The organism is Rhizobium fabae, assembly GCF_003985135.1.
In the GTDB taxonomy this organism is placed as follows: domain Bacteria; phylum Pseudomonadota; class Alphaproteobacteria; order Rhizobiales; family Rhizobiaceae; genus Rhizobium; species Rhizobium pisi.
On the sequence record NZ_ML133648.1, the window covers coordinates 350841 to 376771 of the forward strand.

Genomic DNA, 25931 nt, shown 5'->3' on the forward strand with positions numbered 1-25931 from the left:
GCACCGACCGCCTTCCGTCCAAGGAGAAACGACCCATGCGTGAACGTACGCGAATAAGCGTCGATGCCGGTGAAGCGGTCCGCCCGTTCAACCGGTTCTGGCGCGGCACCGGCTTTTCGCCGGCCGAACTGCTGCTCGAGCCTGAGATGCGCCAGATGCTTGCCTATATCGGCGGTCTGCCGAACGAGGGTATCCGGTATTTGCGTGTGCACTACCTCTACAATCTGCTGCGCGCGACCGGCGGGACCGGCTATGACTGGTCTCTGCTCGACCGCGCGCTCGACGTGATGATCGAACATCGCCTGAAGCCGTTCTTCGAGCTGATGGGCAACCCGTCAGGTCTCTTCACCGATTACGAGGACATGGATCAGGTCAGGCGCTGGCGGGATCTCGTGACGGCAACAGTGGACCGCTATGGCGCGCGTTACGGCATGGACGAACTGCGCACGTGGTATTTCGAAACAACCAACGAGGCCGACTCCGGCTGGTGGACCTACGGGATCAAGGGTTACACCAACTATTACGATGCCTGCGTCGCGGGACTAGACGCCATCGATCCCAACCTGCCGATGGGCGGACCCGGTACCGCCCGCACCCTGTCACCGATCTTCCGCGCCCTCATGGCCCATTGCGACAGCGGCACGAGCTGCCTGACCGGTGACGGGCCGCCGCGCCTTGACTACATCTCGATCCACGAAAAAGCCGTCAACGGCAGCAAGGAAGACCTGACTCCAAAAACCAATGCCATCGTCGACCGCACGCTTCTCGTCGTCGACTATCTCACGGAACATCACCCACGGCTTGCCGGCCTCCCCATCGTCAACGACGAATGCGATCCGCAGCTCGGCTGGAGCGATCATCACAGCTGGCACGGCAAGGCCTATTATGCTGGGATTATCGCCCGGATCATCGAACAGCACGACCGGCGCATCATCGCACCGAAGGCGGCGGATTTCACCTTCCTCAGCAATGACCATGCCTTTATCGGCGGTTGGGGTCAGCGCACGATCTTTGCCTATTTCGGTTCGCGCAATTTCACCAAGGCGCAGTGGGAGCACAAGACCGATCTGAACCGGCTGGTCACCGATGTCGATCAGGCACCGCCCTTCGACATCGTCAAGAAACCCGGCCTCACATCGATGGAACTGCTGGCAACGCTCGGCGATACCGTTTGCAAGGTGACGGCCGAACCGCCGCTTGCTCCCGATCAGGATGGCCTGGCGATCCTGCCGACGCGACTGCCGGGCGGCGGCGTTTCCATCAGCCTCATCCACAGCGTCGATGCCATCAACCGTTCGGGCCGGACCGCCGTCCGCCTCGAGGTGAACGGGTTGGTTCCCGGCCGCCACGCGCTTTGCCTGCTGCGCATCGACGAGGAATTCACCAATCCGATGGAGGTCTGGGAGGCCCAGCGCGACGAAAGCAATCCGCGCGGGCCGTTCGAGCCGGTCGGCGCGCCGTCCGAGCCCACCGAAGCGCAATTCGCCGAGCTGCGCCATGCGCAGGAACCCGCCTTGCTGCACCCAATCAGCGCCGTGGCGTGCGACGAAGGCCGGCTCAGCGTCGACCTGGATGTGCCGTTGCCGTCGCTGACGCAGGTGCTTGTCGTTCCCGACACCGGCGCGGCCCCGGCCGCGCCGACCGGCCTTGTCGTCGACCGTTACCTTGGTCTCGGCGGCCGGGAAGAACGCATGCTGTTCTGGGCCGCCGGCGATGCCGGCCCTGCCATCTTCTACGATGTCCTGGCCAGCGCCGACGGCAAGGCCTTTGAAAAAGTCAGCACGGCACCGCTGATCTCGACGGCATTCCTGCACATGTCGCCGCCTCAGGGTGTGCGTTACGCGGTCTGCGCCCGCGATGCATTCGGCCGCCGCAGCGAGCTTTGTGTCTCTGCCTCATGAACAGCATCTTCCGGATCTGAGCCATGGATATCGCCTATTTCACCAAGACCCTTGAGGGCTTGTCACTCGAAAGAGCGGCAGAGATGACGGTCGCTTTGGGCTTCGACTGCGCCGATCTTCTCATCCGCGAGGGACACGCCGTCTCGCCTGAGAGACCCGAGGAAATCGTCAAGGCCGCAAAGCTCTTTGCCGAGGCGGGGGTGCGCACGCCAATGGCGACGATCGATTCCACGCGGCCCGACGACTCCACGTCACGGCTTGTCGGCTGCTGCGGCGAGGCCGGCATCGGGCAGGTCAGGCTTGGCTTCTGGCGCTATGATCCGTCGCGCCGCTGGATGGTGCAGGTCGACGAAGCGCGGCGCGACCTCGATGGTTTCGAACGGCTCGCCGAGCGGTTCGGCGTCAAGCTGACCGTCCAGCTGCATGGCGGCACCTTGCACAGCTCCGGCGCGCTGGCGAGGCAATTGCTCACCGGCCGCGATCCCGTCAGGATCGGTGCCTATCCCGATCCGGCCAATCAGATCGTTCGCGAGGGCAGCGAGGATTGGCGTCTGAGCCTCGACCTTCTCGATCCGTGGTTCTGCTGCATAGGCGTCAAGAATGGCGGCTGGTTTCCCGGCGCTTACGGCGCCGACGGCCAACGCGCATGGCATTCGGATTGGTATGGGCTCGACGAGGGCATGGTGCCCTGGAACGAAATCGTCCCGCATCTGGTCGCCACCGGATTTGCCGGTGTGCTCTCGGTTCATTCCCAATACCGGGTCCCCCGCGAGCAGGCGCTCGGCAAGGCCCGCGCCGATCTCGCCCATCTCAGGCGCCTGGTCGCCGCAGCGAAAGAGCAAAACCATGCGTAAACAAGCTCCCGTCATCTCCGTTCTTTTGACCGAAAAAACACGTCGCATGATGCTCGACGATACGGCGATTGCCCAGTTGAATACCCTTGGCGATGTGCGCTGGCCGGCCGGCGCGACAATCGACGCAAGCGATGTTGATCGCCTGCTGCAAGGCGCCACGGCCTGCCTTACCGGATGGGGCACGCCGCCCTTTGATGCCGCCGCGCGCCAGCGCCATCCTCGGCTTGCCCTTGTCGCCCATTCAGCAGGCAGCGTCCGCACGCTCATACCGGCGCGCCTGTTCGACGATGGCCTTCGCGTCAGCCATGCCGCTTCGAAAATCGCCGCCTCGGTGGCCGAGTTCGTCGTCGCCGAAGCGCTGCTTGCCATGCGCGGCATTGATCGGCTGCATCATCGCCTGCGCAACGGCGGCGAATGGCTCGACGTCCGCGCCGCCGTACCGCAGAGATTGCTTGGCGCGAGAACCGTCGGCATCGTCGGTGCCGGCTATGTCGGCCGGGCGGTGATGCGCCTGCTTGTTCCTTTCGGCTGCCGCGTCCTGGTCTTCGATCCCTATCTGGACGAGACTGAGGCTGCCGCGCTCGGCGTTGTCAGCGCCGCGCTGGACGATGCGCTGGCTCAAAGCGACGTGATTTCCCTGCATGCGCCCGTTCTGCCCGAGACCCGCCGCATGATCGGCGCCCGCGAACTGGCGCTGCTGCGCCCCGGCGCGCTGTTCATCAACACGGCGCGTGCGGAGTTGGTCGATCAAGCGGCACTGCTCGCCGAGATTCGGGCCGGCCGTATCGTGGCCGCTCTTGATGTCTTCGACAACGAGCCGCTGCCGCCGGACAGTCCCTTCCGCGATCCCATGCTTGCGAATGTCACCATTTCGCCGCATGCCGCAGGTCACACCGAAGAGGCGCATTTCGCCCAGGGGCAGGCCATGGTGGATGAGATCGGAAGGCTTCTTCGCCGGGAGCCGCTCCACCACGAGGTCACCCGCGCCATGCTCGACCGCATGGCATGAGCATGGACAGAAGCACTGGAGGTTCCGTGACGGCGCGGCGCATCAGAATCATCGAAGTCGACGCCTTCGAGCGTGATATCAGGCTGCGCCTGCCGTTCCGTTTCGGCGCTGCCACCCTCGAAAAGGCGCCGCAGGCCTTCCTGAAGGTCCGCGTCGAGGATGAAGAGGGGCGAACCGCCATCGGCGCAGCCGCCGAAATGATGGTGCCGAAATGGTTCGACAAGAACCCGGCCTTCACGCCGGCGCAAAATGTCGATCAGCTGCGCGCCTCGATCCGCGCCGCTGCCGCTGCGTCGCTCGAAACATCTCACCCGACGACATTGTTTACCGCCGCACGCGTCAACGAGATCGAAACCGTGCGCCGCCTGCCGGGAAATCCATTGGCCGCCGGGTTCGGCCCTTCGCTCATCGCCCGCGCGGCGCTGGATGCCTATTGCCGTATGGCCGGCATTTCGTTTTTCGATGCAGTGCGCCGTAATATCATCGGCATCGGCGGCCATATGCTGCCTGGGGATATCGATGCCGATGCAGCGGCGGCGGTGCTTGCCGGCCTTCGCCCCGCCGGCTCGATCTCGGCCCGGCATACGATTGGGCTTCTCGATCCGATCACCGAGAACGATATCGCCGAACCCATCGACGATGGCCTGCCGCAGAGCCTCGAGGCGGTGATAACGCGTTATGGCAACCATTGGTTCAAGATCAAGCTTTCAGGCGTGATCGATGCCGATCTCGACCGCCTCAGACGAATCGCCGCCGTGCTCGACCGCGTGCCCGATTACCGGGTGACGGTCGACGGCAACGAACAATTCACCACCGCCGAACAGCTTGCCGCCTTGCTGGCGCGGATCGAGGCCGTGCCTCACCTGGCGCGGCTGCGCGCCGCCATTGCCTTCGTCGAACAGCCGTTCTCGCGCGAGATCACCATGGAAACGCCGCTCGGGGATCTCGCGGCGCAACTGCCCTTCCTGATCGATGAAAGCGACGACGGCGACGGCGCCTTCGCCCGGGCCCGCGGGCTCGGCTATATCGGCGTCTCTTCGAAAACCTGCAAGGGCATTTACCGCTCGCTCATGAAGGCGATCCGGATCAGGACAGGAAGCGTGCTGGGGTTGTTCCTCTCCGGCGAAGACCTGACCTGCCAGGCAGGACTTGCCGTGCAGCAGGATCTGGCGCTGGTGTCTCTCCTCGGCCTTTCCCATGTCGAGCGCAACGGCCATCACTATGTGGCTGGCATGCAGGGCGCGCCATTGGCGGAGAAAGCGCGCTTTGCCGCGGCCCATCCGGATCTCTATGAGCAAGGCCCGGATGGGCCGCTCCTGTCGATCCGCGACGGCCGGATCGCCATCGGTTCGCTCGGGACGATTGGCTATGCCAGCGGCGCCTTGCCAGCTTTCGAAGCGATGGAGCCGCTGTCATAATGTTCAAGAGTGGTTGGCATGGGTCGAGCGCTGCAATGCATGGACTCTCCGGTCCCTGCGGCGGGCGGGGCAGGCTTGAGGAATTGATGAGCACCTATATCTTTCCGGCTTCGGACGCTTCGCGTCGTGTCAATAGTTGCATATTGTATAGGAATGGAGGCATGTCGGCATGTCTGTGAAAGCGGTCAAGACACCAGGTGAGCTGCGGTCGGCCCGCTGGTTCGCATCCGAAGATCTGCGCGGCTTCGGCCACCGCTCGCGCCTGATGCAGATGGGTTACGACGCCGGCGATTGGGCCGGCAAGCCGCTGATCGGCATCCTGTCCACCTGGTCGGATCTCAATCCTTGCCACGCCCATTTCAAGCATCGCGTCGAAGACGTGAAGCGCGGCGTGCTGCAGGCCGGCGGCTTTCCGGTGGAAATGCCGGCGCTGGCGCTTTCAGAGAACTTCATGAAGCCGACGACCATGCTCTACCGCAACCTTCTGGCGATGGAGACCGAAGAACAGATCCGCGCCCACCCCGTTGACGGCGTGGTGCTGATGGGCGGATGCGACAAGACCACGCCGGGCCTGATCATGGGCGCACTCAGCGCCGGGATGCCGATGATCTACCTGCCGGCGGGGCCGATGCTGCGCGGCAATTATGCCGGCCAGCAGCTCGGATCGGGATCGGACGCCTGGAAATATTGGGACGAGCGGCGGGCCGGAACGATATCGGACAAAGAATGGGCCGGCATCGAGGCCGGCATTGCCCGCTCCTACGGCCATTGCATGACGATGGGCACCGCCTCGACGATGACCGCGATCGCCGACGCGATGGGCCTGACGCTGACCGGTGTCTCATCCATACCGGCGCCTGATGCCAATCATATCCGCATGTCGGCCCATTCAGGCCGGCGGATCGTGGAAATGGTCTGGGAAGATCTGACGCCGGACCGGATCGTGACGCCGGCGGCCGTGCGCAATGCGGCGACTGTCGCGATGGCGACCGGCTGTTCGACCAACGCGGTCATCCATCTCCTGGCGATGGCGCGCAGGGCAGGGGTCGCGCTGACGCTCGACGATCTCGACGCGCTCGGCCGCACCACGCCTGTCATCGCCAATATCCGCCCTTCCGGAAACACCTATCTGATGGAAGACTTTTACTATGCGGGCGGTCTGCTGGCACTGATGTCGCAGCTTCGCGAGCGGCTGGATCTTGGCGCGATGACGGTTTCGGGCGAAACCCTGGGCGCGGCGCTGGCCGGCGCGAAAGTCTACAACGACGATGTGATCCGGCCGCTTTCCAACCCGATCTATCCGGAGGGATCGCTTGCCGTGCTCAAGGGCAATCTGGCGCCCGGTGGCGCGGTGATCAAACCAGCGGCCTGCGACCCGCGCTTCCATGTCCATCAAGGCCCCGCTCTGGTTTTCGACAGCTACCCGCAAATGAAGGCGGCCGTCGAGGACGAAACGCTTGATGTGACGCCCGATCACGTGATGGTGCTGCGCAATGCCGGGCCGCTCGGCGGTCCCGGCATGCCGGAATGGGGCATGCTGCCGATGCCGAAGGCGCTGCTGAAGCAGGGCTATCGCGATATGCTGCGGCTCTCGGATGCGCGCATGAGCGGCACCAGCTACGGCGCTTGCGTTCTGCATGTGGCGCCGGAGGCCCATGTCGGCGGCCCGCTCGCCTTGCTGCGCAACGGCGACACGATCAGCATCGATATTCCCAACCGCCGGCTGGACATGCTGATCGACGAGGGGGAATTGGCCCGGCGTCGTGCCGCCTGGGTGAAGCCCGTCGATCGGTTCGGTCGCGGATATGGCTGGATGTATGCCGCCCATGTCAGCCAGGCCGACAAGGGCTGCGATTTCGACTACCTGCTGCCCGAATTCGGTCCGGCAGCGGGAGAACCCGATATTTTCTAGGAGGACATGCAGGGATGACGACAGTTTCGGACGGCACGCGCGAAAAGCTGATGCGGGTCAGCGTCGCCACCATCAGCACGGCGCTGTTCAAGCGCGGCCTGCGCAACCAGACCATTCAGGATGTGCAGCCTGTCGCCGGGAAAGGTCGGAACATGGTCGGCCCGGCCTATACGCTGCGCTACATTCCGGCGCGCGAAGACCTGAACAAGCTCGAGGTTTTCCGCAATCCCGAGCATCCGCAGCGCGCTTGCGTCGAAAGCTGCCCGCCCGGGGCCGTGCTGGTGATGGACAGCCGCAAAAATCCGCGCGCCGCATCCGCCGGCTCCATTCTGGTGACGCGGCTGATGGTGCGCGGTGTCGCCGGCGTCGTCACCGACGGCGGGTTTCGCGACAGTCCCGAAATTGCCGGGCTGGCGATCCCCGCCTATCACAACCGCCCGTCGTCACCGACTAATCTGACGCTGCATCAGGCGCTGGACATCAATGTGCCGATCGGCTGCGGCGATGTGGCGGTGTGGCCCGGCGATATCATGGTGGGCGACGATGAAGCCGTGATCGTCATTCCGGCCGAACTCGCCGACGAGATTGCCGACGAAGCCGTGGAAATGACGGCCTACGAGGATTTCGTCACAGAACGGGTGCTGGCCGGCCAATCGATCATCGGCCTCTATCCGGCGACGCAGCCCCACAATCTCGAGGATTTTGCCGCCTGGCGTGCCAAGCATGGCCGCTAAACCTGCTGATTCCCAAGGATGGCGGTTGTCTTCAATTCGTCGGCGACGTGTCGGTCGATTACGAAAACCGGACTATCTCAGACAGCAGGACGCGCAGGCGGCTGACGCCGCCTGCGGGGGAATACGTCCCGCGGCCTTGTTCCGGGGGAGAGGAACTCGACCGAAGAGGTTGACGATCGCCAGGCGTCGCGTGCCGGGCGCGGGACCTTCTGGCCAATAACCCGGCGAGGGCAGTCATCTCTGACCTTGCCCTCGCTTCGAAAGTTCGGGCTTGAAAGTGATCGCCGCGCGATCGTTGGATGCCTGCGGTTCCGAGTCGGCGGTATCAGGCCCGGTCGGGCGCACGAGGCGCTTGAGCGTCTCGTTGAGGTCGTCGACAAAGGTGAAGATGACAGGGATGACGATGAGGCTGAGCAGCGTCGACATCATCACGCCGCCGATCACCACGATCGCCATCGGCTGCCGGAAGCTGGAATCGCCGCCGGTCAGGCTGAGGGCGACCGGCAGCATGCCGGATGCCATGGCGATGGTCGTCATGATGATCGGTCGCGCGCGCTTGTGGCAGGCATCCACCAGGGCATCGAACCGAGGCATGCCCTGGTGGCGTGACATGATCGCGTATTCGATGAGAAGAATCGAGTTCTTCGTCACCACGCCCATGAGCATAAGCAGCCCGATGACGGCCGACATTGAGAAGCTGGTTCCGGTCAACACCAGCGGCAGCAGTGCGCCACCGAGCGAGAGCGGCAGAGCCATCAGAAGCGTGAACGGCTGCAGGAAGTCGTGGAAGAGCAGGACGAGGATCGCATAGATGCAGAACACCCCGATCGCCATCGCCAGGCCAAAGCTCTGGAACAGTTCCGAACTGCGCTGAAGTTCGCCCTGTTCGACAAGTGTGACGCCCGACGGCAGATGCCGGAGCGCCGGCAGCGCCTGCGCTTCGCGGTTGACGTCGCCCAGGATGCGGCCGTTGAGTTCAACCGACACGGTGACGTTGCGCATCCGATCGATGCGGTCGATCTCGGAGGGGCTGCCGCCGATCCGGATATCGGCGATCGACCCGAGATCGACATTGCCGTTCGTTCCCACAACCCGCATGTTCTTGATGTCGTCGAGCTTCGTGCGTGTCTCGGGGCTGAAGCGGACGACGATCGGGACCTGGCGTTGCGGCAGGTTGAGCTTTGGAAGATCGGCGGAATATTCCCCATTCGTTGCCACGCGCACTACCTCGGCGATGGCGCTCGACGTCACTCCGAGCGCTGCTGCTCGCGCGAAGTCGGGCGTGATCTGGATCTCCGGCGCCTGCCTGGCCGCGGTCGACGTCACCGCGCCGATACCCTGCACCGTGCGGAGCTGTTCTTCGAGCGCCGTGCTGGCGCTGTCGAGTGCGTTGGCGTCGTCGCTGGCAAGGGTGATCTCCAGCTTCGTACCGTTGCCGCCGCCGCCGACCGCGACCCGCACGCCTGATAGAACCGAGAGAGCCTGCCGGATGTCGTTTTCGATTTCCGATTGCTTGCGGTCGCGCTCGCCGATAGGCGACAGCACGGCGACGATCGTCGCGGATCCGACGCTGCTCGTCGTGCTCGAGTCGGGGCCGCCGCCCTGGGATGCGGAACCGACCGCGGAAAAGACATGCGTCACGTCCTGGAGCTTGCCGACGATATCGGCGGCCTGCCTGGTCGCGGCATCCGTCTGCTCGATGGTGGCGCCCGGCTGCATGGTGAGCGTGATCTGGGCTCGCGCGTCGTCGGAAGCGGGCAGGAAGCCGGATTTCAGGAGCGGGATGGTGGCGAGCGAAAGCGCGACGACGACGGCGGTCACGGCCACCGCGGTCTTCCTGTGGTTCATGGCGGCTTTCACGATTGCCATATAGGCGCGCATGATGCGGCCGTCGTTTTCCTCTTTCGGATGGGCCTTCATGAAATAGGCTGCCATCATCGGCGTCAGCAGCCGTGCGACGACGAGCGAGACGAGGACGGCAACGGCGGCGGTAATACCGAACTGGCGGAATATCAGTCCCGGTATGCCGCTCATGAAGGCCGTCGGCAGGAAGACGGCGACGAGCGTGAAGGTGGTTGCGATGACGGCCAGTCCGATCTCGTCGGCCGCCTCCAGAGCGGCGTCGATCGGCCGTTTGCCCATCTGCAGGTGGCGGGCGATGTTCTCGACTTCCACGATGGCGTCGTCAACGAGGATGCCGACGACGAGCGACAGCGCGAGCAGGGTAACGATATTCAGGCTGAAACCGGCCAGATACATGACAAGGAAGGTCGGTATGACAGACAATGGCAGCGCCACCGCCGACAGGATCGTCGCACGCCAATCCCGAAGGAAGAGCCAGACGACGACGATCGCCAGGATCGCCCCTTCGTATAGCATGTGCATCGAGCCATCGTAGTTGTCGATAATCGGCCCGATCGTGCTGTAGGCTTCCTCGATTTGCACGTTGGAATGCTTGGCTGCGAACTGTTTCATCGCCGTATCGACATCGGCCGCAACGCCGCTGTCCGAAAACCCGTTCGAGCGCTTGATTTCGACCGCGATCACCGGTTTGCCGTCGAGATAGGCCATCGAAGACCGCTCCGCGAAGCTGTCGGTGACGGATGCGACGTCGTCGAGGCGAACCTGCTGCCCGTTTGCGAGGGGAATTCGCAGTTCCTTCAGGGCATCGACCGAGGCAACCGCGCCGAGCGTGCGCAATGTCTGGCGCGTGCCACCGATTTCTCCGAGGCCGCCCGACGTATCGGCCTGAACCGACTTCAATTGCGCCGACACAGTGGTCGCCGTGACGCCGAATGCGGCCATCGTCGTCGGATCGAGATCGACGTGGACCTCGCGGTCGACACCGCCGATGCGGTTGACCTGTCCGACGCCCGGCACCGACAGAAGCGCCTTCGTCAGATCGTTGTCGACGAACCAGGAGAGCTCGGTTTCATTGAGGGTGGAAGACTGGACGGCATAGGTGACCAGCGCCGAATTCTGCACGGTAACCTTGGTGACTCCAGGCGTCTGCATCTGCGCCGGCAGATCGGCCTTGGCGCTGTCCACGGCATTGCGGACTTCGTTCAAGGCGGTTTCGCTGTCCTTCTCCAGTTTGAAGGAGACGCTGATCGACACCGTGCCGTCGGTGATCGTCGTGGTGATGTGATCGAGATAGCTGAGCGAAGCAAGATTGTCCTCGATCGTGCGGGCGACCTCCGTCTCCAGCTGCGACGGCGCGGCGCCGTCGAGCGTCGCGGTCACTTTGATGGTCGGGAGGTCCATATCGGGAAAATTCTGGATCGACAGGTGTTTGAACGCCAGCAAACCGCCGACGGCAAGCATCGCAAAGAGCAGGATCGCCGGGACGGGATTGCGGATCGAAAATGCGGAAAAGTTCATCAGCCTTCTCCCGCAATCTTCACGAGATCGTTGTCTGACAGAAATGCTCCGCCCGACGTCACCACGCGCGCCGACTTATCGATGCCCGAGACGATTTCGACCTCGCCGTCGTTGCGGCGGCCGGTCTCCACCCGCACCCGTCTTACCCGCTTGTCCTCGTCGGCCGCAAAGACGTAGTTGATCCCGTCGCGGAACACGATCGCCGTCTCCGGAACCGTCAGCGCCGGCGTGGTCCTGAGTTCGATCGTGCCGGTCACGTAAAGGCCGGTGCGCGGGTGAACGTCCTGGGGAAGCGCGACATAGACGATCGCTCGGCTCGTATTGGTGTCGACCGAAGGTCCGACGAGCCTCACCTTGCCCTGAATGCGGCGCCCGTCCGGCCCGTCGATGTCGACGCTCAATCCTTCCGAGATGCGCGAGAGGTAGCGGGCGGAAACCTCCGCCTGCCATTCGACCCGCTGCTGGCGGACCATACGAAACAGCTCGGTGCCGGAGGAGACGACCGCGCCGAGCTCGGCCGAGCGCGAGGTGATCAGACCGTCGTCGACGGCCGTGACCGTCGTCTGGTCGAGCTTGATCTTCTGGCTGTCGAGTGCCGCCTTTTCAGAGGCAAGACTTGCTGTCGCCGTCTGTTCGTCGGCGAAATATTCGACGATCTTCTCATCCGAGAGGGCGCCCGAGGGCTGAAGCTGGCGTGCCCGATCCGCATTGGCCTTCGCCTTTGCGAGTGTCGCATTGGCGGTCGCGATGGCCGCCTCCTCTTTGCGAAGGTCGGCCCGTACGCTGTCCTGCGACAGTCGGACGAGGGTCTGCCCTTTCTTGACCACGGAGCCGACATCGGCCAGGATTTCGGTTATGCGCAGGCCACTCGTCTCGGAAGCGATAATGGCTTCCTGCCAGGGCTTCAGCCAGCCGCTTGCGGGAACGGTTTCCGGCCAGTCCCGCTCAGCCGGCGTCACCAGCGAGACGGTGAGGGCCGGCGCAGCGGCTTGATCCGCCGCAGCACTGCGCAGCGGAAACAAAAGCGCCGCGGCAACAACGGCGGTGGCGAATATTCCAGACGGTTTTCTCAACGATGCACTCCTTGTGGTCAAAGACATCGCTGCCTTTGACCGATCCGCGCCAACTCGACGGATGATTGTTGCTCATGCGCGGCAACCGCCTCGGCGCGCGTCTATGTCATGGCAGGATAAGTAACGGAACGAACGTTAAGTGCGGTCAAGTGAGTGTTAAGTTAGGTAAAACTCGCTCCCACGACGGTGTTTGTGCTGTATGGCTTGACGGGATTAATGACGGACGAAGTGAATGAACAAGGTTCTCCTCATCGACGACGATGCCGAGCTGACGACGCTTCTGCAGGAATATCTGGTCGAAGAAGGATATGACGTCGTAACGGATACGGACGGCCGCGCCGCCATTGCGGCTGCCGCCGGCAATACGGTCGATATTATCGTGCTCGACATCATGATGCCCCGGATGAACGGGATCGAAGTCCTGCAGAGGATCCGGAAGCTCAGCCAGGTTCCCGTGCTGATGCTGACCGCAAGGGGTGATGACGTGGACAGGATATCGGGTCTCAATCTCGGCGCCGACGACTATGTGCCGAAGCCGTGTTCGCCGGGCGAACTGGCTGCGAGGCTGCGCGCCATCCTGCGCCGCGCCGGTCAGCCGGCGACCGGCGCGTCCACCGATACCGTAAGGGCGGGACAGCTCGTGATCCACCCGGGCAGCAGGATCGCCGAATGGCGCGGAGAAAGCCTTGACCTGACCGGCACCGAGTTCAGCCTGCTCGAGGTGCTTGCCCGCAGCGCCGGCCAGCTTGTGTCGAAGCAGGAGATTTCGAAGCGCGCCTTCGGTAAGCCGCTGACCCCGTTCGATCGCCGTATCGACGTCCATATCAGCAGCGTTCGCCAGAAGCTCGGCCAGAGGGAGGACGGGCAATCCTGGATCCAGTCCGTTCGCGGCCAGGGCTATCAACTTCTCGTGGACTGACCATGCCTAGGCTTTTCTGGAAGTTCTTCGCGACGATCTGGCTGACGCTGGCAACGACGCTCGCTGTCATCATCGTGATCGTCAACCTCTTTCAAATTCCGCCCCCCGGCCGCGATCGGGAATACCAGGAGCGGGCGATCATTCTGACGCTGACGGCGAATGTGCTTGCAAGGGATGGCGAGGACGCCGCCGCGCGCTTCATCCGCACAAGCGAGGAGACGGTGCCGCTCGGCCTGAGGCTTTCGAAAAGCACGGAGTCGCTTGCGTGCGCGGACGAGAGCACGGCAGAGACGAAATCGATCCTGAAGGACGGAACTTGCTACCGGATTTCGGTGACGCCGCAAGGCAGCTTTCTTCTCAACGTCGTGGACAACCTGGCTTTGCTGGTGCCCTGGCTTTCGATCTTCATTGCGAGCACGGTTGCTGCGGCCGCACTCGCCGGATACCTCATTCGCCCTGTCGTGCACCTTCGCGATGGCCTGAGCGCGCTTGCCCATGGCCGCTTCGACGTTCGTATCGGCGACCAGATGGCCGGCCGCAGGGACGAGGTCACCGCACTTGCGCATGACTTCGATTCCACCGCCGCGCGGCTTCAGGAGCTTCAGAATGCGCAGCAGAGGCTGTTCCACGACGTCTCCCATGAATTGCGCTCGCCCTTGTCCCGCCTGCAGGCCGCTGTCGGTGTGCTCCGGCAGAGCCCGGCGAAGCTTGGCGCCATGCTGGATCGCATGGACCGGGAGGTCGAACGGCTCGATGCGCTGGTCGGCGAAGTTCTGACGCTCGCCAGGCTGACCGCGGGATCCGGCCTGCCGCTGAAAACCCAGGCTCTGGATGTCATCGAACTGCTGAACGAAATCCTCGGCGACGCGGCATTCGAAGCCCAGACGCGGGATGTCTCGATTACAACAAGCGTCGACGGCGCCTTCCGCGCCGAGGTCGAAGGCGAGCTGATCTACCGGGCGCTCGAAAACGTCGTGCGCAACGCCGTCAAGTACACGGCCGAACATTCGGGCATATCCGTGTCTTGCGAGGCGGCGGCCGAGCGCCTCAAAATCTGCGTCACCGATCAGGGGCCGGGCGTCAGGCGCGACGAACTCGAGCGCATCTTCCAGCCGTTCTCACGCGGGAAAGAGGCCGTGCCGAGAGGCGGATACGGCCTGGGTCTCGCCATCACCCGGCAGGCCGTCGAGCGCCATGGCGGGCGGGTGCATGCATCCTTGCCTGACGGCGGCGGACTGGCCATCACAATTGAGCTTCCGCGGCGGCCGACGTCTCCTGGTTCGGCTGACACTCGCGATTTTACCTAACTTTACAGTTTCTTAACCGCTGTTAACGCTGGCCTCGCTAAGCCTGACCCACGATCCCGGTTCAGGAAGCTCGCCAGTGTATCCGTCGCTCTCTACAAGACTATCATCGCTCCGCTACGCCGCATCCGCCCTCACGCTGCTGCTCGCAGGCTGCGTCAGCGGGCCGGATCATGTTCCCCCTGAGATGCCGCTCCCCGCCAAATTCGCAGAGGGTGGCAGCAAGAGCAACGGCAATGTCGCGACGGCTGAGTGGTGGACGGCCTATCGCGACAAGCGGCTCGACGGCCTGGTGGCCCATGGCCTCCGCGAGAACCTCGATGTGCTGCAGGCGCTCGAGAGCATCAACTCGGCTTCCGCCAATGTCACGGTTGCCGGCGCCGGCGCTCTGCCGAGCCTCAGTGTCGATGCATCGCACACGGTATCCGGCGAGAAGGGGCGGCTCCGCACGACGGTCGGCACCACCAACACGACGGCCGGCGGGGCCAGCCTTTCCTGGCTGCTCGACCTCTTCGGCCAGTACCGTCGCTCGAAGGAGAGCGCCATCGCCTCGCTGGGGGCCGCCTATGCGACGGCCGACAATGCAAAGCTCACCTTCCTGAAAGACCTGGTCGAGAGCTATATCGACGCCCGCTACTATCAGGAGCGCATCGCGCTTTCACAGGCGAGCTTGAAATCCCGCCAGCAAACTTACGAACTCACGCAGCTGCAGCTCAAGGCAGGTGCGGCCTCCCGCCTCGACGTCGTTCAGGCCGAGGGCCTGGTACAGTCGACAAAGTCCGACATTCCCGGCCTCGAACAGAGCTTCACCGAATCGGCCCATCACATTGCCACGCTGCTTGGGATGCCGGCGGCCTCGCTGATGGACGAGCTGCAGAAAAGCGCCGGCCAGCCGGTTTTCCACGGCGACATTCGCGCCGGCATTCCGGCTGATCTCATTCGCAACCGTCCTGATATAAGAAAGGCCGAACGCGAGCTGGCGGCGGCCGTCGCCGATATCGGTACTGCCGAAGCCCAGCTTTATCCGTCGATCTCGCTCTCCGGTTCGATCTCGCCGAGCTGGGTCAAATCATCGGGTGCCAGCGGCTCGAGCCTCACCAGTTGGTCCTTCGGGCCGACACTCAACCTGCCGATCTTCGACGGCGGAAAATTGCGCGCGAATGTTGATATCGAGAAATCCGATGCCAGGACCCAATATCTCGCGTGGAAAGCGGCGGTGCTGAACGGGGTCGAAGAGGTCGAAAACGCGCTCTCTGCGGTTCGCCGCGACACGCAGACGCTGGAACCGCTGCGCAGGCAGGTGCAGACGGCACAGGAATCGCTCGCTCTTTCGACCACGAGCTACAAGGATGGCGCCTCGTCGCTGCTCGATGTCCTGGACGCACAGCGTTCAGTCTCCGATGCCCAGGCAAGCCTTGCAGCCACCGTGCAGCAGGTCGCCAAGGATTATGTGGATCTCTACGTCGCCGTCGGTGCCGGTTACCTCACGGGTCAAGGGCATAAAGCTCCCGAGCGAAAGGCGAAGTCGGGCTGATCGGCTGGGCGGTTAAGCGAGCGGATTGCGGACTATCGTCCTGATGTCTCCAGAATGCGGAGCGCGAGCTTGAGATGCGGCAGATCAAGCATACGCCCGTCAAGCTGGATGACGCCCGCGTCCGGCCTGGCAGCAAAGGCGCCGGCGACTTTCTCGGCCCAGGCGATCTCGGATGCGTCGGGCGTGAAGGCGTGGTTGATCGTTTCGACCTGGCTGGGGTGGATGGCCATCATGCCGGAAAAGCCGTCGCGCCGGGCGCGGCCAACATAGGCCCTAAGACCGTTGAGATCATGGAAATCGGGATAGACGGTTTCGATGGCCGGGACGGCGGCGGCATGCGCCCCGAATAACGTGAGCGAGCGAGCAAGTTCGTAAGGCGGCGTGTAACGGCCATCCGTCCTGCGCGCGGTCGCGGCACCCATTGCGGCGGGCAGATCCTCAGCACCCCAGGTCAGGCCGCAGAGGTTGGTTGCGACATCCCGGTAGCTGCCAATCTCGAAGATCGCCGATGGTGTCTCGGTCGCAATCGGCAAGATGGGGATTTCAGATGCAAGAGAGCCTGCGAGCTTCAGCACGGAAGCCGCCCCCTCGGCTTTCGGCAGCATGATTGCGAAAGGATGAAGGCCGCTCAGAGCAGCAAGGTCATTCTGGAATTCCGGGGAGGTGAGGGGGTTGATGCGGACAAGGAGAGGGGTTGCGCCGGCATGAGCGAGGACGAAATCGTGCACGGCCTCGCGGGCTCGCGGCTTGTTGGCGGGCGCGACCGAATCTTCGAGATCGAGAATGGCGGCATCGGCGCCTGAGGCGAGCGCCTTTTCGAAACGCTCCGGCCGGTCGCCGGGCACGAAGAGCAGCGAGCGCAGCCTCATGACGGTTTCACCTTCAGCATGGCCGTGCGCAGGCACTGGCAGACGATCTCATCGCGCTGGTTAAGCGTCAGATGCCGGAAGGTGACGATGCCGGCATCGGGGCGGGAGTTCGAGCGGCGCAGTTCCGTCACCTCCGTTTCCACCCTTAGCGTATCGCCGATGAAGACTGGCTTCGGCATCGTCACCTTGTCATAGCCGAGATTGGCGACGAGCGTGCCGAGCGTGGTGTCGCCAACCGAGAGGCCGACGGTGAGCGCAAAGGTGAAGGTGCCGTTGACGACGATGCGGCCGAATTCGGTGCCGGCTGCATAATCGGCATCGAGATGCAGCGGCTGCGGATTGTGGGAGAGCGTCGTGAAGAGCAGGTTGTCGGTCTCGGTGACCGTGCGACGGATCTCGTGGACGATGCGGTCGCCGACCACCCACTCGTCGAAATAACGGCCTGCCATCAATCCTCCTCCTCCACCACGGTGACGACCAGCTGGTTTTCCGAAACCCTGATGCCAGTGGAAGCCTGCAGCTTTCCGACGGTGCCGTCGAAGGGTGCGCGTAGCGTATGTTCCATCTTCATCGCCTCAACCGTCAGCAGACGGTCTCCTTTGGCAACGCGATCGCCTTCGGCGACATCCACCGAAATGACGAGGCCGGGCATGGGCGACAGGATCGCGCCATCGCCCGGGCCATGGTTCGCCTCGACCTCGCTCGCAGCAGGCAGGCCGATCGGCCAAGCGTTGCCGGCGTCGAAAAGCACCGTTGTTTCGTCCATCTCGACGGCATTTGGCTCAAGGTCCGGGCGTGCGCGTCCCCAGTAGAGGTGACCGTCGATGCGCACGCGCATTCGGTTGTCGTTTGGCCCGGCGATACGAAAACCGCGCAGCGCCGACCAGGGATCATCATCCGCGCCCATCGAAAGCGCAGTGGCCGCTCTGTCGATGACCGTCTCGTCAGGCTCCTTTGCTGCAAGGCTTTCACCGTGGCGGTCGAGGAAGCCGGTATCGATCCGAGCCGCGCGAAAGTCCGGCTCGACGGCAATACGGGCGAGAAGACCGGCATTGGACCTAACCGGCCAGACCTCGATCCCGGCGCAGGCGGCCGCGAGCTTTGAAAGTGCAGCCTCGCGGTTCGGCCCATGCGCAATGATCTTGGCGATCATCGGATCATAGAAGGCAGTGATCTCATCGCCCTGTTCGACGCCGCTATCGACGCGGACCCTTTGCGGCAGCTTCAAATGTTCGAGCCGTCCGGTCGACGGCAGATATCCGGCGGCCGGATTTTCGGCATAGAGCCGGGCTTCGAACGCCCAGCCGTTCCTGACGATCTCATTTTGCATCTTCGGCAGTGGCTCGCCGGCCGCGACCTTGAGCTGCCAAAGCACCAGATCCTCGCCGGTAATCGTCTCGGTGACGGGGTGTTCCACCTGCAGGCGTGTGTTCATCTCCATGAACCAGATACGGTCGGGATGCAGGCCGGCGGAAGCATCGGCGATGAACTCAATGGTGCCGGCGCCGACATAATTCACCGCTCTTGCGGCCTTCACTGCCGCATCGCAGATCGCCGCGCGTGTGGCGGCATCGAGGCCGGGGGCAGGGGCCTCCTCGATAACCTTCTGGTGGCGGCGTTGCAGCGAACAATCGCGTTCGAAGAGATGAACGCAGTTCCCGTGTTTGTCGGCAAAAACCTGCACCTCGATATGGCGCGGATTGCTGATGTAGCGCTCGATCAGCACGCGGTCGTCGCCGAAGGAGGCAGCCGCCTCACGCCGGCAGGCGGCAAGATGTTCAGCGAAATCCTGAGCGCGGTCGACGCGGCGCATTCCCTTGCCGCCGCCGCCGGCGACGGCCTTGATGAGCACGGGATAACCGGTGGCTTCGGCTTCCGCCGTCAGCCTCTCTTCGCTCTGGTCCGGTCCGAGGTAACCAGGGGTAACAGGCACGCCGGCTGCCTGCATCAGCTCCTTCGCGGCGTCCTTGAGCCCCATCGCCCGGATGGCCGCCGGGGGCGCGCCGACCCAGATGATGCCGGCTTTCTCCACCGCCTCGGCAAATTCGGCATTTTCCGAGAGGAAGCCGTAACCGGGATGGATCGCGGCGGCGCCGGTTTTCCGGGCGGCTTGCAGGATGCGTGCCTCTGAAAGATAGCTCTCGCGCGCCGGAGCCGGGCCGATGGCGATTGCCTCGTCCGCTTCCCTGACGAACGGCAGGCCGGCGTCGGCCTCGGAATAGACGGCGATGGTGCGGATGCCGAGCATCTTGGTCGTGCGGATGATGCGGCGGGCGATTTCGCCCCTGTTGGCAATGAGAAGGCTTTCCATCATCGCCGCTCACATCCTGAACAGGCCGAAGCGCGGCCCTTTCGGGATCGGCGCATTCAGGCAGGCGGAAAAGGCAAGGCCCAGCACATCGCGGGTCTGGCGCGGATCGATGATGCCGTCATCCCAAAGGCGAGCGGTGGCATGATAGGGATTGCCCTCGGCCTCGTATCCGGCGCGGATCGGCGCCTTGAAGGCCTCTTCCTCTTCAAGGGGCCAATTCTCTCCGCGCGCCTCCATCGCGTCGCGGCGGATGGTGGCGAGCACCGAGGCCGCCTGTTCGCCGCCCATCACGCTGATGCGGCTGTTCGGCCAGGTGAAGAGGAAGCGCGGGCGATAGGCGCGGCCGCACATGCCGTAATTGCCGGCGCCGAAGCTGCCGCCGATGATGACGGTGACCTTCGGCACGGTAGCGGTCGCAACCGCCGTCACCAGCTTTGCCCCATCCTTGGCGATGCCCCCGGCCTCATAACGGCCGCCGACCATGAAGCCGGAAATGTTTTGCAGAAAGAGCAGCGGCACACGGCGCTGGCAGGCGAGTTCGATGAAATGCGCGCCCTTCAGCGCGCTTTCGGAAAAAAGCACGCCGTTATTGGCGATGACGGCGACGGGCATTCCCCAGATGCGGGCGAAGCCGCAGACCAGCGTGGTGCCGTAGAGCGGCTTGAACTCATGCAGTTCCGAGCCATCGACAATCCGGCCGATGACTTCGCGTACGTCATAGGGCGAGCGCACGTCATCGGGAATGATGCCGTGAAGGTCCTCGGCGTTGAGCTTCGGCGGACGCGGAGCCTGGATGTCGATATCGACGGATTTCACGCTGTTGAGGCTGGCGACGATATCGCGCATCAGAAGCAGCGCGTGTTCGTCATTTTCCGCCACGTGATCGACGACGCCGGAGCGACGGCCATGGGTTTCGGCGCCGCCGAGTTCCTCGGCCGAGATGATCTCGCCGGTCGCGGCCTTCACCAGCGGCGGGCCGGCGAGGAAGATCGTACCCTGATTGCGCACGATCACCGTTTCGTCCGACATGGCGGGTACATAGGCGCCGCCAGCGGTGCAGCTTCCCATGACGCAGGCGATCTGTGGGATTCCCTCGGCCGACATCTGCGCCTGATTATAGAAGATCGCGCCGAAATGGTCGCGGTCGGGAAAAACCTCGGCCTGATGCGGAAGATTGGCGCCGCCGCTGTCGACGAGATAGAGGCAGGGCAGCCGGTTCTGCAGGGCGATCTCCTGCGCCCGCAGATGTTTCTTCACCGTCAGCGGGTAATAGGCGCCGCCCTTCACCGTCGCATCATTGGCGACGATCATCACCTCGCGGCCGGACACGCGCCCGATGCCTGATATGATGCCGGCACCCGGTGCTTCATCGCCATACATGCCATTGGCCGCCAGCGCGCCGATCTCCAGGAAAGGGCTGCCGGCATCGAGTAGGAGCTGGATACGGTCGCGCGGCAGGAGCTTGCCCTTGCCGGCGTGACGTTCGCGGGCCGCTTGCGAGCCGCCTTCGCGAGTCTTCGCCGAGCGCTCGTAGAGTTCATCGATGAGCGCCCTGTTCTTGATGGCATTGGCTTTGAAAGTCTCGCTGTCGCGATCGATCGCCGAGGAAATCACCGTCATGATGCGATAAGCTCCCGGCCGATCAGGTAGCGGCGGATCTCGTTGGTGCCGGCGCCGATATCATAAAGCTTGGCGTCACGCAGGAAGCGCTCGACCGGCCATTCCTTGGTGTAGCCTGCGCCGCCGAGCGCCTGGATCGCCTCCAGCGAGACCTTTACGGCATTCTCGCTGGCAAAGAGGATGGCGGCAGCGGCATCCGTGCGCGTCGTACGGCCGGCGTCGCAGGAGCGTGCGACGGAATAGACATAGGCGCGCGCAGAATTCAGCGCGACATACATGTCGGCGATCTTGGCCTGCATCAGCTGGAAATCGCCGATCGGTTTACCGAATTGCTTGCGCTCCCGCACATAGGGCAGCACGACATCGAGGCAGGCCTGCATGATGCCGAGCGGACCGCCGGCAAGCACAGTTCGCTCGTAATCGAGACCGGACATCAGGATCTTCACGCCTTCTCCCTCCCGGCCCATCAGCGCCTCGGCCGGCGCTTCGCAATCCTGGAACACCAGTTCGGCTGTATCGCTGCCGCGCATGCCGAGCTTGGAAAGTTTTTTCGAGACGCTGAAACCGGGCAGGCCCTTTTCGATGATGAGCGCGGAAATGCCTTTCGGGCCGGCTGCCGGATCGGTCTTGGCATAGACGACCAGCACATCGGCATGCGGCGCATTGGTGATCCAGAACTTGGTGCCGTTCAGGATATAGCGATCGCCCTTTCGCTCGGCACGCAGCTGCATGGAAACGACATCGGAACCGGAACCTACTTCTGACATGGCGAGCGAGCCGACATGTTCACCGGAGATCAGCTTCGGCAGATATCGATGTTTCTGCTCCGGCGAGGCCCAGCGGCGGATCTGGTTGACGCAGAGATTGGAATGAGCGCCATAGCTCAGGCCTACTGAGGCCGAGGCACGCGAGACCTCTTCCATGGCGATGACATGTTCGAGATAACCGAGACCGGCGCCGCCGAATTCTTCCTCGACGGTGATGCCATGCAGGCCGAGCGCCCCCATCTCGGGCCAGAGCCGGCGCGGAAACGTGTTGCTGTCGTCGATCTCCGCAGCGAGCGGAGCAATATGATCGGCGGCAAATCGCGCCGTCGTTTCGCGGATCGCGTCCGCGGTTTCGCCGAGCGAAAAATCAAACATGGCACTCCTCCCGATAGAATATGTAGCGCGGGTTGCGTCGGGTTCAAAGTGCCGTTGAACGATGCCGGCAAGTGCGCTCACATCTGCTCGGATGCCATTTTCTTGAAAATATGGAAAACATGGAATATATGGAAATCGAATGGAGATATTATCGATGCGACAATTCACGACAGGTGATCTCAACAAACAGGTCGGCGATGTCACCGATGCCGCGAGCCGCGAGCCGGTCGTTCTTACTCGCCACAACAAGCCGCGTTTCGTGCTGATGAGTTACGAGCACTATGAGCGCATGCGGAGTGGCAGCGACCCGCGCCGTGCCCACATCATCTCGGAGATGCCGGACGAGCATGCCGAACTGTTTGGCGAGGCAATCGAGCGATTGGCACGCGGCGAAGGCTGACGATGAACCATGAGTTTCGTCCCGGTGAGATAATAACCTATCCCTATCTCTGGGCGTGGCAACAGCAGCGTGGTGAGACCGAAGGATGAAAACAGCGGCCGGTCTGTGTTGTCGTTGCAATCCGTAGCGCGAGCGATGGAAATACGCACCTCGTCCTTCTGGCAATCACCACGCAGCCGCCGCAGATGGGGAGGGTTACCTTGGAAATTCCCGACATCGAGCGTCGGCGGGCTGGTCTCGGCGATCTCCAACAGAGTTGGATCGTCGTAGATGAATATAATTACGATATCGTCGAGCACTCCTGGTACATCGAGCCTCATCAGGAAGTTCTCGGTCGCTTCAGCAAATCCTTCATGATGAAGATTGCCGCGATGTTCGCGAAAGTGCGAGGCCAATCAAGTCGGGTTAAGCGGTTCGACTGACCTCATGCCTGTTCCCCCGCTTCCTCTCGCCGAAAAGTCTCGGGGCTCTTGCCCATCCATTTTCGGAAAGCACGAAAGAACGCGCTGGGTTCGGAATAACCGAGCTGCACGGCGATCTCGCCGATGGTCTTCGGTGTGCCCAGTAGCAGATCGACGGCGAGGTCCCGGCGGATGTCGTCTTTGATGGCAGCATAGCTTTGTCCCTCGTCGCGCAGGCGGTGGCGCAGCGTTGAGGGCGGCATGCGCATGTCTGCAGCGATTTCGGCGAAGCTCCGCCAGGCAGCAGGCGTTGCCTGGCTCAAGCGCCGGCGGACGGCCGCGGCGATGCCGGCATCATAGCGATAGCGCACCAAAATATTGGCGGGAGCGCCGCGCAGGAACTGTTTGAGCGCCTGTTCTCTGCGCGTAATCGGCAGGTCGAGCATGGTGCTGTCGAAGCCGAGCCGGCTGATCGGTTGCGAAAAGCGCACAGGCGCGCCGAAGAAGAGCCGGTAGTCGGCGCCTTGTTTCGGCTCCGTACAGCGGAAATCGACGAGGCGGATCGGAATGCGCCGGCCGACCAGCCAGCAGGTGATGCCGTGCAGGATGATCCAATAGGTGCGGTAGGCGAAGGCCGAACGCGGGTCGCCGGCATCCCGGAGTTCGATCTCGGCCAGACCATCGCGGATGACGAGCCGCCCGCGGGGGTCGTCGAGCATGACATCGAGGAAGCGCAGCGCCCTGCGTAGCGCATGACCCAGCGTCGGCGCGTGCAGCACGCAATGGCAGAGCAGCGTGAAGCTGCCGCTGCGCATCGGCCGTGCGCCCATGCCGAAGAATTCGTCGTCGAGTTCGGCGGCAATTGCCAGCCAGAGCGCCCCATAGGTTTCCGCCGAAACCGGCTGATCGACGAAGGACAGGCCGGCTCGGTCGAGGACCGGCGCCGTCGGTTTCCCGAGCCGCCGCAGGCTGTCGAGCGCCTCCTCCACGAAAGCAGGCGCGATCATCCGCCGCTCGATCTCGGCCATCTCAACCCCGCTATGGCAAAACTGGCCGAAATAATGGAGCAGTTCTGTCATCGCTTGCAATAGGGGGAGCGAATAGAATCGTACCTGCCGGCTGCGCTTGGAGGAGGACGTAGCCGGCAGGGAGGAAGATTCATGCTGATCCGAGGTGCAAGCTTCATCGTCACCGGCGGCGGCTCCGGCCTTGGCGCGGCCACAGTGCGTATGCTTGTGGAAGCCGGCGGGCGGGTAACTGTCGCCGACCTCAACGTGGAAGCCGGTCAGGAAATCGTCCGGGAATTCGGGAGCGATGCCCGTTTCGTCAAGGCTGACGTGACGGATGGCGAGGAAGGAGCCGCGGTGATCGCTGCAGCCCTCGAAGCTTTCGGGGACTTACGCGGCTTGGTGAATTGCGCCGGCGTGGCACCGGCCGAAAAGGTGATCGGTCGCGACGGGCCGCATCGGCTGGAAAGTTTTGCGCGCACCATCGGCATCAATCTCATCGGCACGTTCAACGTGATCCGGCTTGCCGCCGCCGCGATCCAGAATTCGGAGCCGGATGGCGAAGGCGAACGCGGCGTGATCGTCAATACTGCGTCGGTCGCAGCCTTCGATGGTCAGATCGGCCAGGCGGCCTATGCCGCTTCCAAGGGCGGGGTGGCGGCGATGACCCTGCCGATCGCCCGCGAGCTCGCCCGTCATGGCATTCGTGTCGTCGCGATCGCGCCCGGTATTTTCGAGACGCCGATGATGGCAGGCATGCCGGCCGAGGTTCAGGCCGCACTCGGCCAGAGCGTGCCCTTTCCGCCGCGGCTCGGCCGGCCGGCGGAATTTGCAGGGTTGGTGCGCCATATCTGTGAAAACAACATGCTGAACGGCGAGGTCATCCGCCTCGACGGCGCATTGCGGATGGGCGCGCGCTGAACGCGTCGCCCCAAGGAGGAAAGATGGTTTTGCAGGATCCCATCGTCATCGTCGGTGCAGCGCGCACCCCGATCGGCAGCTTTCAGGGAGAGCTGAAGGAGGCGACGGCGCCGGAGCTCGGAGCAACGGCGATCCGCGCGGCGCTTGAGCGCAGCCACATCGCGGCCGAGGCAGTCGAGGAGGTCGTCTTCGGTTGCGTGCTGCCGGCGGGCCAGGGGCAAGCGCCGGCGCGCCAGGCGACGATCCATGCCGGCCTGCCCTTCGCGACCGCGGCGAGCACCGTCAACAAGATGTGCGGTTCGGGCATGAAGGCGGTCATGATGACGCATGACGCGATCGCCGCCGGCAGCGCCTCGATCGCCGTCGCGGGTGGCATGGAAAGCATGACGAATGCGCCCTATCTCCTTGACAGGGCCCGTGGCGGCTACAGGCTCGGCCATGGGCGTGTCGTGGATCACATGTTCCTCGACGGGCTGGAGGATGCTTATGACAAGGGGCGCTTGATGGGCAGCTTCGCGGAGGATTGCGCTGAGGCCTATCAGTTCACGCGCGAGGCGCAGGATGCCTACGCCATCGCCTCGCTGACGCGGGCGCAGAAGGCGATTGCCGAAGGCTGGTTCGACAGCGAGATCGTGCCGGTCACGGTGAAGTCGGGCAAGTCAGAGCAGGTGGTGAGCCGCGACGAACAGCCGGGCAAGGCGAAGCTCGACAAGATCCCGACGTTGAAGCCCGCCTTCCGTGATGGCGGCACGGTGACGGCCGCCAATTCCAGTTCGATTTCCGATGGCGCGGCAGCCCTGGTGCTGATGCGCCGCTCCGAGGCGGAGCATCGCGGCCTCAAGCCGCATGCCACGATCCTTGGCCATGCTACCCATTCGCAGGCGCCTAATCTTTTTGCCACCGCGCCGATCGGCGCATTGCAGAAACTGTCCGATCGTACCGGCCTGGCGCTCTCGGAGGTCGATCTCTTCGAAATCAACGAGGCCTTCGCCGTCGTCGCCATGGCGGCGATGCGCGATCTCAAACTGCCGCATGAAAAGGTCAATGTGCATGGCGGCGCCTGCGCGCTCGGCCATCCCATAGGCGCTTCCGGAGCCCGCATTCTGGTGACGCTGCTTGCGGCGCTGGAGCGCTACGACCTGAAGCGCGGCATGGCCGCGCTCTGTATCGGCGGCGGCGAGGCGACGGCAGTCGCCATCGAGCGGCACTAGCGGGGAGGGG

Annotated in this window: 19 protein-coding genes and 2 pseudogenes; 13 read left to right on the plus strand and 8 right to left on the minus strand. The window is 63.6% G+C overall.

Features of this window, described 5'->3' with window-relative positions:
• Positions 1-35: 35 nt before the first annotated feature.
• The 6 genes from EFB14_RS10285 (at position 36) to EFB14_RS10310 (ending at position 7828) form a co-directional block, all read left to right on the plus strand.
• Positions 36-1901, plus strand: coding sequence for a GH39 family glycosyl hydrolase (locus EFB14_RS10285; RefSeq protein WP_126825004.1), 1866 nt, complete (start codon positions 36-38; stop codon positions 1899-1901).
• 23 nt (positions 1902-1924) lie between these two features.
• On the plus strand, positions 1925-2755 hold the full coding sequence (locus EFB14_RS10290) for a sugar phosphate isomerase/epimerase family protein (RefSeq protein WP_126825008.1): 831 nt from the start codon (positions 1925-1927) through the stop codon (positions 2753-2755).
• Entirely contained in the window at positions 2748-3764 is a 1017-nt protein-coding gene (locus EFB14_RS10295; RefSeq protein ID WP_125843033.1) for a hydroxyacid dehydrogenase, read from the plus strand. Before EFB14_RS10290 ends, EFB14_RS10295 begins: the two co-directional genes overlap by 8 nt.
• The gene (locus tag EFB14_RS10300) at positions 3761-5182 is read left to right on the plus strand and encodes an enolase-like domain-containing protein (RefSeq protein WP_126825012.1); all 1422 of its coding nucleotides are present in this window, start codon (positions 3761-3763) and stop codon (positions 5180-5182) included. Before EFB14_RS10295 ends, EFB14_RS10300 begins: the two co-directional genes overlap by 4 nt.
• Positions 5183-5351: 169 nt before the next feature.
• The gene (araD, locus tag EFB14_RS10305; RefSeq protein WP_210302757.1) at positions 5352-7094 is read left to right on the plus strand and encodes an L-arabinonate dehydratase; all 1743 of its coding nucleotides are present in this window, start codon (positions 5352-5354) and stop codon (positions 7092-7094) included.
• 14 nt (positions 7095-7108) lie between these two features.
• Positions 7109-7828 (plus strand): ribonuclease activity regulator RraA, encoded by a 720-nt coding sequence (locus tag EFB14_RS10310; RefSeq protein WP_126825014.1) that lies wholly within the window; start codon positions 7109-7111, stop codon positions 7826-7828.
• Positions 7829-8062: 234 nt separating this feature from the next.
• On the opposite strand, the gene EFB14_RS10315 is transcribed toward EFB14_RS10310, so the two are convergent.
• The gene (locus EFB14_RS10315) at positions 8063-11209 is read right to left on the minus strand and encodes an efflux RND transporter permease subunit (protein ID WP_126825017.1); all 3147 of its coding nucleotides are present in this window, start codon (positions 11207-11209) and stop codon (positions 8063-8065) included.
• The gene (locus EFB14_RS10320) at positions 11209-12309 is read right to left on the minus strand and encodes an efflux RND transporter periplasmic adaptor subunit (protein ID WP_126825020.1); all 1101 of its coding nucleotides are present in this window, start codon (positions 12307-12309) and stop codon (positions 11209-11211) included. Before EFB14_RS10320 ends, EFB14_RS10315 begins: the two co-directional genes overlap by 1 nt.
• 205 nt (positions 12310-12514) lie before the next feature.
• Between EFB14_RS10320 and EFB14_RS10325 the strand changes: the two genes are divergently transcribed.
• The 3 genes from EFB14_RS10325 to EFB14_RS10335 all read left to right on the plus strand — a co-directional run bounded on the left by EFB14_RS10325 (position 12515) and on the right by EFB14_RS10335 (position 16039).
• The gene (locus EFB14_RS10325) at positions 12515-13201 is read left to right on the plus strand and encodes a response regulator (RefSeq protein WP_125843023.1); all 687 of its coding nucleotides are present in this window, start codon (positions 12515-12517) and stop codon (positions 13199-13201) included.
• Between the two features lie 2 nt (positions 13202-13203).
• Positions 13204-14508 carry a HAMP domain-containing sensor histidine kinase gene (locus EFB14_RS10330; protein ID WP_126825023.1) on the plus strand — a complete coding sequence of 435 codons (1305 nt, stop codon included), beginning with the start codon at positions 13204-13206 and terminating at the stop codon, positions 14506-14508.
• Between the two features lie 76 nt (positions 14509-14584).
• Entirely contained in the window at positions 14585-16039 is a 1455-nt protein-coding gene (locus tag EFB14_RS10335) for an efflux transporter outer membrane subunit (RefSeq protein WP_126825026.1), read from the plus strand.
• 32 nt (positions 16040-16071) lie between these two features.
• Here the strand turns inward: EFB14_RS10335 and EFB14_RS10340 are convergent, their stop codons facing one another.
• Genes EFB14_RS10340 through EFB14_RS10360 form a run of 5 tightly spaced genes read right to left on the minus strand, consistent with a single transcriptional unit; the run spans position 16072 to position 21981 of the window.
• Positions 16072-16908, minus strand: a complete 837-nt coding sequence (locus tag EFB14_RS10340) for an HpcH/HpaI aldolase/citrate lyase family protein (RefSeq protein WP_125843017.1) — start codon at positions 16906-16908, stop codon at positions 16072-16074.
• Positions 16905-17357 carry a MaoC family dehydratase gene (locus EFB14_RS10345; RefSeq protein WP_126825029.1) on the minus strand — a complete coding sequence of 151 codons (453 nt, stop codon included), beginning with the start codon at positions 17355-17357 and terminating at the stop codon, positions 16905-16907. The genes EFB14_RS10340 and EFB14_RS10345 overlap by 4 nt, the downstream gene beginning before the upstream one ends.
• Positions 17357-19222: an acetyl/propionyl/methylcrotonyl-CoA carboxylase subunit alpha gene (locus EFB14_RS10350; protein ID WP_126825032.1), complete on the minus strand. Its 1866-nt coding sequence runs from the start codon at positions 19220-19222 to the stop codon at positions 17357-17359. Before EFB14_RS10350 ends, EFB14_RS10345 begins: the two co-directional genes overlap by 1 nt.
• Before the next feature lie 6 nt (positions 19223-19228).
• The gene (locus tag EFB14_RS10355; protein ID WP_125843012.1) at positions 19229-20839 is read right to left on the minus strand and encodes a carboxyl transferase domain-containing protein; all 1611 of its coding nucleotides are present in this window, start codon (positions 20837-20839) and stop codon (positions 19229-19231) included.
• Entirely contained in the window at positions 20836-21981 is a 1146-nt protein-coding gene (locus EFB14_RS10360) for an isovaleryl-CoA dehydrogenase (RefSeq protein WP_126825035.1), read from the minus strand. Before EFB14_RS10360 ends, EFB14_RS10355 begins: the two co-directional genes overlap by 4 nt.
• 154 nt (positions 21982-22135) lie before the next feature.
• Here EFB14_RS10360 and EFB14_RS10365 point away from each other — a divergent pair.
• Together EFB14_RS10365 and EFB14_RS10370 are read left to right on the plus strand one after the other, a co-directional pair.
• A pseudogene (locus EFB14_RS10365) lies at positions 22136-22394 on the plus strand (type II toxin-antitoxin system Phd/YefM family antitoxin).
• Positions 22384-22803: pseudogene (locus EFB14_RS10370) on the plus strand (hypothetical protein). The pseudogenes EFB14_RS10365 and EFB14_RS10370 overlap by 11 nt, the downstream one beginning before the upstream one ends.
• A 2-nt stretch (positions 22804-22805) precedes the next feature.
• Here the strand turns inward: EFB14_RS10370 and EFB14_RS10375 are convergent.
• Positions 22806-23861: an AraC family transcriptional regulator gene (locus EFB14_RS10375; protein WP_126825041.1), complete on the minus strand. Its 1056-nt coding sequence runs from the start codon at positions 23859-23861 to the stop codon at positions 22806-22808.
• Positions 23862-23942: 81 nt separating this feature from the next.
• Here EFB14_RS10375 and EFB14_RS10380 point away from each other — a divergent pair, with 81 nt between their 5' ends.
• Together EFB14_RS10380 and EFB14_RS10385 are read left to right on the plus strand one after the other, a co-directional pair.
• Positions 23943-24710: a 3-hydroxyacyl-CoA dehydrogenase gene (locus EFB14_RS10380; protein ID WP_126825044.1), complete on the plus strand. Its 768-nt coding sequence runs from the start codon at positions 23943-23945 to the stop codon at positions 24708-24710.
• 23 nt (positions 24711-24733) lie between these two features.
• Positions 24734-25921, plus strand: a complete 1188-nt coding sequence (locus tag EFB14_RS10385) for an acetyl-CoA C-acyltransferase (RefSeq protein WP_125843002.1) — start codon at positions 24734-24736, stop codon at positions 25919-25921.
• Positions 25922-25931: the final 10 nt, after the last annotated feature.

What these genes read in the sequence shown, in the direction of transcription:
- EFB14_RS10295 (WP_125843033.1), top strand. Translation starts at nt 2,748, where the DNA reads ATGCGTAAACAAGCTCCCGTCATCTCCGTTCTTTTGACCGAAAAAACA.
- EFB14_RS10360 (WP_126825035.1), bottom strand. Translation starts at nt 21,981, where the DNA reads ATGTTTGATTTTTCGCTCGGCGAAACCGCGGACGCGATCCGCGAAACG.
- araD (WP_210302757.1), top strand. Translation starts at nt 5,352, where the DNA reads ATGTCTGTGAAAGCGGTCAAGACACCAGGTGAGCTGCGGTCGGCCCGC.
- EFB14_RS10380 (WP_126825044.1), top strand. Translation starts at nt 23,943, where the DNA reads ATGCTGATCCGAGGTGCAAGCTTCATCGTCACCGGCGGCGGCTCCGGC.
- EFB14_RS10310 (WP_126825014.1), top strand. Translation starts at nt 7,109, where the DNA reads ATGACGACAGTTTCGGACGGCACGCGCGAAAAGCTGATGCGGGTCAGC.
- EFB14_RS10340 (WP_125843017.1), bottom strand. Translation starts at nt 16,908, where the DNA reads ATGAGGCTGCGCTCGCTGCTCTTCGTGCCCGGCGACCGGCCGGAGCGT.
- EFB14_RS10320 (WP_126825020.1), bottom strand. Translation starts at nt 12,309, where the DNA reads ATGTCTTTGACCACAAGGAGTGCATCGTTGAGAAAACCGTCTGGAATA.
- EFB14_RS10355 (WP_125843012.1), bottom strand. Translation starts at nt 20,839, where the DNA reads ATGACGGTGATTTCCTCGGCGATCGATCGCGACAGCGAGACTTTCAAA.
- EFB14_RS10350 (WP_126825032.1), bottom strand. Translation starts at nt 19,222, where the DNA reads ATGATGGAAAGCCTTCTCATTGCCAACAGGGGCGAAATCGCCCGCCGC.
- EFB14_RS10375 (WP_126825041.1), bottom strand. Translation starts at nt 23,861, where the DNA reads ATGACAGAACTGCTCCATTATTTCGGCCAGTTTTGCCATAGCGGGGTT.
- EFB14_RS10325 (WP_125843023.1), top strand. Translation starts at nt 12,515, where the DNA reads ATGAACAAGGTTCTCCTCATCGACGACGATGCCGAGCTGACGACGCTT.
- EFB14_RS10330 (WP_126825023.1), top strand. Translation starts at nt 13,204, where the DNA reads ATGCCTAGGCTTTTCTGGAAGTTCTTCGCGACGATCTGGCTGACGCTG.
- EFB14_RS10385 (WP_125843002.1), top strand. Translation starts at nt 24,734, where the DNA reads ATGGTTTTGCAGGATCCCATCGTCATCGTCGGTGCAGCGCGCACCCCG.
- EFB14_RS10290 (WP_126825008.1), top strand. Translation starts at nt 1,925, where the DNA reads ATGGATATCGCCTATTTCACCAAGACCCTTGAGGGCTTGTCACTCGAA.
- EFB14_RS10315 (WP_126825017.1), bottom strand. Translation starts at nt 11,209, where the DNA reads ATGAACTTTTCCGCATTTTCGATCCGCAATCCCGTCCCGGCGATCCTG.
- EFB14_RS10345 (WP_126825029.1), bottom strand. Translation starts at nt 17,357, where the DNA reads ATGGCAGGCCGTTATTTCGACGAGTGGGTGGTCGGCGACCGCATCGTC.
- EFB14_RS10285 (WP_126825004.1), top strand. Translation starts at nt 36, where the DNA reads ATGCGTGAACGTACGCGAATAAGCGTCGATGCCGGTGAAGCGGTCCGC.
- EFB14_RS10300 (WP_126825012.1), top strand. Translation starts at nt 3,761, where the DNA reads ATGAGCATGGACAGAAGCACTGGAGGTTCCGTGACGGCGCGGCGCATC.